General features: G+C 38.0%; 3 protein-coding genes. All 3 read left to right on the forward strand.

The genetic code is table 11. From position 1 onward, the window contains the following. The first annotated feature begins 140 nt into the window (after positions 1-140). Complete coding sequence (locus tag ACYVQ1_RS04685; protein WP_461249990.1) at positions 141-899, forward strand: CPBP family intramembrane glutamic endopeptidase; 759 nt, start codon at positions 141-143, stop codon at positions 897-899. Positions 900-1079: 180 nt separating this feature from the next. After that, on the forward strand, positions 1080-2090 hold the full coding sequence (locus ACYVQ1_RS04690) for a hypothetical protein (protein WP_461249991.1): 1011 nt from the start codon (positions 1080-1082) through the stop codon (positions 2088-2090). 590 nt (positions 2091-2680) lie between these two features. Continuing rightward, positions 2681-6708 (forward strand): mucin-binding protein (locus ACYVQ1_RS04695; protein WP_461258408.1); only part of this gene is annotated, 4028 nt, incomplete at its 3' end.

A 6708-nucleotide genomic window follows, 5' to 3' on the forward strand; every position in this document is an offset into this window, starting at 1 on the left:
GCTTTCCCTTGCTTTTTTCTTTCCTTAAGCGGATTACTAATTTTACTGCAAATTTTAGGGAAAGTTAAAGGATTTTTACTTATAATAGAGTTAAAGAAAAAACGACCTTTCGTTGTAGATACGAGGAAGAAGGAGAGACTATGACTTTACTCAAGAAAATTCATCCTGAGCAGCCGCTCAAGGAACTGAGATGGTTTGATATCGGTATTGTTACGCTCATTATGTTTGGTCAGTTTATTGTTCGTTCGACGCAGATGTATGTGGCAAGTTTGGCTCCGACCGTAGCGACAACAGTTACTGAGACGTCAACAAATACAGCCAGTGAAGGAGCAGCCTACTCTAGCAATTTCACCTTGCAGATTATTCTCCTAACCTTAGCGATTATATATCTCTGGATACGTCATTTTGACTTTAAACAATTACCTATACGCCTAAAGTGGTCGGTTCTCTTTTGGGTACCCTTTATTTTCGCTATCATGGGTCTCTTCGCAGATATGGTTAGCACCTTGTCAGGACAGTATAATTACTTTAGCCCTCAAGTTTTAGCCTTTGTTAGCCCTATGGCCGTGCTTAATAAGTTTCTGGCTCTCTCACCTATGGCTATTGCCTATGGATTGCTAAACGGTTTCTACGAGGAATTTTTCTTCCTAGGACTTTTGACCTCGGTTAAGGATAAGTATAAGTGGTGGGTCTTGCTCTTTTCAACTCTTGTCCGTGTGTCCTTCCATACCTATCAGGGCATGCTATGGGCTCTGGTTATCGGTGTGGTCTTTGGTCTATTCTATTATTTCCTTTATAAATACAAGGTCAAAAACCTCCTTCCATTCTTCCTAGCCCATGCTTTAGCGGATATGTTTGGATCAAGCCTCATTTATCTTTTGGTCAACTGGAATTATTAGTAAAACAGCTCCCCTCGTACTTAAACGAGGGGAGTTTTTGTGCTAAATTAACCCAAGAAAAATTCTAAACTACTAGCTGATTGTAATGATTATTGATTAGGGATTGATTTGATTTTTATTAAAAATATGAGATAATAGACTTGGACTAAGTTTAAACAGCAATTTTAGAGGGAGACAATTATGTCAAAACGACTATTATTGGATGAGCCGAATACCCCCAAATCCCTTAAGGAGCTTTTCTGGGAAAATGCGGAAAAAGCTCGTATGGGAGAATTTTGGAAAGACAAGAAGAGTTACAAAGAGCTTTCAGAAGCTACGGGGATTCCGTCAGGAAGCCTTCGGATGCTTTTCATGAACAAGCCTAAGGGAAATATTCCAAAGATTGTAACCATTACTAACGGTCTTGCCAAGGTGACTGGGAAAAACATTACACTTGGGAAGCTCTTAGCTCGAGATAATCAGCATGAGGGTTTTGAGTTTCCACGAGATCCTAATCAGGTCACGCAAAACTTGTGGAACAACATTCGTAAGAAGCTAGAGATTACGGAAGATATGGATGAAGGCCAAGTCAGAGAACGCATGACAGCCTTTGTGGTATCATCTGGTATGGCTCAAACCAACTATAATTTAATCAATCAAACAGGAACTGTTTCGCTTGATACTTTGGAAAAATTCTCCAAAAGACTTAGAGTCGAGCCTTATGAATTGTTGGCAACTATAAGACGAAGGGAGATTGTTGATAGGAATGACTTCCCTGTTCCTAAGGAAAATGTTAGCGACTCCCACATTGATATTGGCAAGCTTAATACTTTCATTAAATCACAACCTTACTCGCCCAATGGTCAAGAGGTGGCATCTGCAGACTTAAGCCCACAGAATCTCTATCATTATTATGCCAAGGGAAATGTCGGAGATATGCCCATAAAAACAGCCTATAAGTTTAAAAGACTTGTCGAGATTTATGAGGCAGAATATGGTATTCTTGAACCTTCAAGCAGAGTTTTAGATGTCAAGGAATTGGAAAAATTCCTTTATAGTGGCATGATTACCGGCTATGCCATTTCTAAGATAGGGTTGATGAATGCGACCAATGGAAATCTCTATATCAAGGGCAAACGTCCTATCGAATCTATGCAACTGGATCGGGCCTTCGGTCTCTATAAACACCTAAAAAGACTGAAAAAGGACTAATAAATTCTTTACCTAACAAAAAGCCCAAATCAATTGTTTGATTTGGACTTTTTGTTTGTCGTTTATCTATATGACGAATGAGAATAATTTTAGTCGATTTGCGGACTTATCTTACAATTGCTCCACACGTCCATTTTCATCAAAATGATAAGTCACACCATTGATGGTACGTGTTTGGTTGGTGACGAGAAATATCTTGACTACTCTTAGTGCTCTTTTCATAGTAAAGTAGGACACATCATTAAGAAATAGCACGTTTTATTAATCAAAAATTTTATAAATTAGGTATATTTTAATTTACTGCAAATAATATAAATTTATTATAAATTATAATGTATTATTAATTTTTAATCTTCATAACTATGTTGGATATGTGTTGTTAAATTATGAAAATAAGATGATTGTTTGTTGTAATCTTTGTTTCATTATGTTAAATGACATATATACTGTATTGTTATAAAAAATCATACTAGTGTAAAAAAACAGAAAATTTTATTGACAGTTAAATTATAAAGGGGTAGAATACGGTTACAGCATAAATGTTAAGCAACAGCAATTGAATCATAATTCAATTGGGAGGAATTTATGAAATGAAAGATTTTTTTAATCGACGCCAACGTTTTTCTTTGAGAAAATATTCAATCGGCGTTTGCTCAGTGCTTTTGGGAACGGCACTGTTTGCAGCACATGGTGCACAAGCTGATGAGCTTGCCAGTACCGACACACCGGTAACACCAGAGGAATCTGTTACCGGCGATGATTCGAGTAGTTTAGTAACTACTTCAACAACAACGGCACAACAGACAGATCCTACGTCTGTTGTTTCAGCATCTACTGAACCATCTGCAACACTTGATTTAACTCCAAGTGTAACAACTTCTGCGGATGCATCAACAGGAGAAACAACAAATACACAGGCTGAGACAGCAAAAGAATCTAATGAGTCTGTTTCAGAATCATCAGTTGAAAATCATTCAGATAAAGTGAGTCAAACTGATAGTCACGAAAATTCATCTGATAAAACTCAAAAGTCATCTAATTCGGATGATTCTAATCGTTCTAGTCGTACGCGTCGTGATACGAGTGCAGCAGCATCAGCTTCATCAACAGTAGCAGTAGATGCTCAGAAAGAAGTATCTAGTTGGAGTGAATTTATTGCAGCACTTCAAGACAGTAGTATTAAAGAAATTACCGTTAAAGGTAATATCGTAGCAGCAGGTGATAATGGTAATACAGATAATGGACGTTCAGGATCTGTTGACCGTAAAATCACTATTAACACTCAAGCACGTCCACTTACAATCAAAGGTGAAAATCAAAATGCTAGTCTAGATCTTTTGTCAAATACCTTAGAATTAACTGGTGCAGCTTGGGAACTTAACTTCAAAAACCTTAAATTGGCATCAGCTAACTCAAAGGGACCTGTTGATTTATCTAAGACAAGTGGTCCAAATACTGTTACTTTTGACAATGTAACCAGTGTTGGTTCGTCACTTTATGGTGGTGGTGGAAACACCAATGTTGTTATTAAAGGAAATACAACATCAACTGTTAGTGATAGCTATCAATCTGGAAATGGACAAACTCAGTATGTTCAACGTAACGTGGGACAAGCTGGTAGATCAGATAAACGTCGTGAATCAAACATTCATGATGCTAAAGCTGTCATTGTTTCTGAGGGGGCTAGTCTAACACTTAACCGTTCTTCTCAAGGGGATGCAATCACTCTTGAAAGTGGCGCTAAAGTTAGTGTTCAAGATAGAGCTAACCTAACCATTAATATGAACACTGACAATGCTACAGATACTGCTCGATATCATAATGCTGGTATCTTTATGGCAGATGGCGGTACAGTAGAAACAGGTAAAGAGTCAAAACTTGTACTTAACACTAGTATCGGACAAGGTATTTCGCTTGGTATCAATCGACCTGGAGATGGTGTAACAGATAAAGATCGTTTCGGTGGTTATGGTGCTGGAAATAGCAATCGTAAGAATGGACCAAGTAAAGTTATTATCGGAGACGGTGCGACCTTTGAATTAACTGGTCGTGATGGTGTGATGGCCGGTAATAATGCTGAGTTTACAACAGGTGCAACTTCTAAAGTTCGTTTTGAAAATAAAGGCCGCGGTGTTGCGATTGACTTAGGTAATAATTCGAAAGTTAATTTCGGTAAAAATTCAACCAATACATTCCACTCAGTAGGGAAAGGTCCTAAAAGTGGTGGAGGCCCTTCAGGTAGCTATGACGGCTATAACTATATTGGTCTTAATGAAAATGGTCGTATCGTTGTAGATGATTATGCGACATTCCGTGTACAAATGGATGATCGCGGAGATAATGCTTGGGATGATGTTATTTCACTTGGTTCTGAAAATGGCCAAAAGAATCAACCATTATTCCAGGCTAATAAGGGTTCTATTGTAGATATTCGAGATGATAATACTAACTACTATGCAGAATTGATTTCAGTAGCATTAGGTAATAGTACTAATACCTTTTTCCAATTTAACAACCCGCTTTATGTCTCATTACTACGTTATACTAAATCAGATGGACTCTCAGCTGGAGAGGTGACTGGTAAATTGCCTGCATCTACTCCTCAAGGTAATAATCCTGAAGATATTGGTCATGGTAATATTCTTTATATTTCGAATAAATCAGCTAGTTCAGGTAACCGAGTAGAATTTAACGGTCCAACAGGAACACTCGTTAATCCAGGTCTTGGAACTTATACTGTTTATTCATTGAATAAAGATGGTAGAGATGCACAGAGCCGTAACAAGCAAAGTTCTGTTTGGACTAATATCCAGGGTGGAGCATTGAGTATTGCTGGTTTCCAAAATAACCATGCTGATATTAATCCTGCAAATGCACAATCAGTTCCAACAGGTTCATCCACAGGTGGTATCTCAGCTACCGACAGAACATATGGTATTGACCCTGTTGGTGATAACCGTCAAAACATTTGGATTTCGAACGGTTCAACTATCAATCCAACTGCTATCCATAAAAATGTTATCAAATACGTTTATGAAGATGGCACACCAGTTAAAGATGACGTCATTCAATCATCTGATTGGAATCGTACTCTTGAGGTTGCCATTGATCAGGACCAATTTAAAGATGTTTTGAAGAATTCAACTGTAAGTAATGGTGATGAATTCTTGACTGCTTACAGTAAAGCAAAATACAATGTTGGTGATATCGATGGCGATGGTAAAGCTGATACAGGATGGAGAGTAGCAGGAACGACAAACGATGAGACTGTCAACTATACTGCTGTAACTTCTCCTAAGCTAAGTGGCTATAAGGCAGAAATTTTATCAACTAATGTTCCTGGTCTAAAAGCAGGAGACAATGCAGATAGTGTAGCTGCTTCTTATACTTACAATCCTTCTACTGCGCCAGCAGATACTATCATTGAAACTAGTGCAGGTCGCAGAACAATTTCTGACACTTATTGGCGTAATATTGTAGCTAAATCTGATTTAGGAAGCTATGAAACTGTAGTTGTTTATAAGAAAGAGAAACAGAAAGCTACAATTCGCTATGTTGATGTGTCAGCTAATAATAAAGAATTAGCTAGCGATTCTGTTGAAGGTGATTCAGGAGCTAATATTGATTACTCAACTGCTAACAAGATTCAAGAGTTTGTTAATAAAGGTTACAAACTAGTAGAAGATGGATTTACTAAAGCTACAGCAGATGAGAAGAAATATGATAATGATGCTTCTGTAAATCAAGAATTCACTGTTAAGTTGGAACATGATAAAGTTCCAGTAGGACCAAATGATCCACATAACCCAACAGATCCAATCAATCCAAATGATCCAAATAGTCCTAAGTACCCAGCGACAGATCAATGGAAGAAAGATGTAACATCAACTGTTCATTATGTAGGTGCAGGAAGTCAGACCCCAAATGACAATGTACAAAATGCACAATGGACACGTACATTGGAACTTGATAAAGTTACAGGTGAAATTCTTAATCCAAATGAACCATGGGTAGCTAATAAGACGGATTATGCGTCAGTGCCAACACCAAATGTCACTGGCTACTATGCGGATAAAGCAAGCGTTCCAACTAAGACGGTTACCCAAGATAATCTTGAAGAAACGGTTACTTATAAACCACTTGGAAACTTGGTTCCAAAACCAGAAACACCAAACGATCCAAACTTCCCATCAACACCAGGTGTTAAATATCCGAACGATCCAACAGATCCAACAAAACCAGGTCAACCGGTCGTTCCAGATGTTCCAGGTTATGAACCACACCTTCCAGATCCAAAGGATCCAACGAAACCAGGTCAACCAATCCAACCAGGAACACCTGTAACACCTGATAAACCAGGTGAAGATACACCAATCATCTATGTACCAAAAACAACTGAAGTAACAAAACCAACTAAACAAACGGTAACGTTTGAAGGAGCAGGCGATAATACTCCAGCTGCTAAAGTTCAAAATGACTTCACCTTTACTGGTAAACAAAAAAATGGTACAACAACATGGGATCAACCTAATCACACTTATGGTAAAGAAACAGTTCCAGTTGTTGAACATTACTATGCCGATAAGAAGGAAGCTGGATCTAAGACAGTTACTCCAGA

The organism is Streptococcus parasalivarius (genome assembly GCF_054785155.1).

Excerpts from the sequence above, each read along its gene's own strand:
- ACYVQ1_RS04685 (WP_461249990.1), top strand. The coding sequence starts at position 141 with ATGACTTTACTCAAGAAAATTCATCCTGAGCAGCCGCTCAAGGAACTG.
- ACYVQ1_RS04690 (WP_461249991.1), top strand. The coding sequence starts at position 1,080 with ATGTCAAAACGACTATTATTGGATGAGCCGAATACCCCCAAATCCCTT.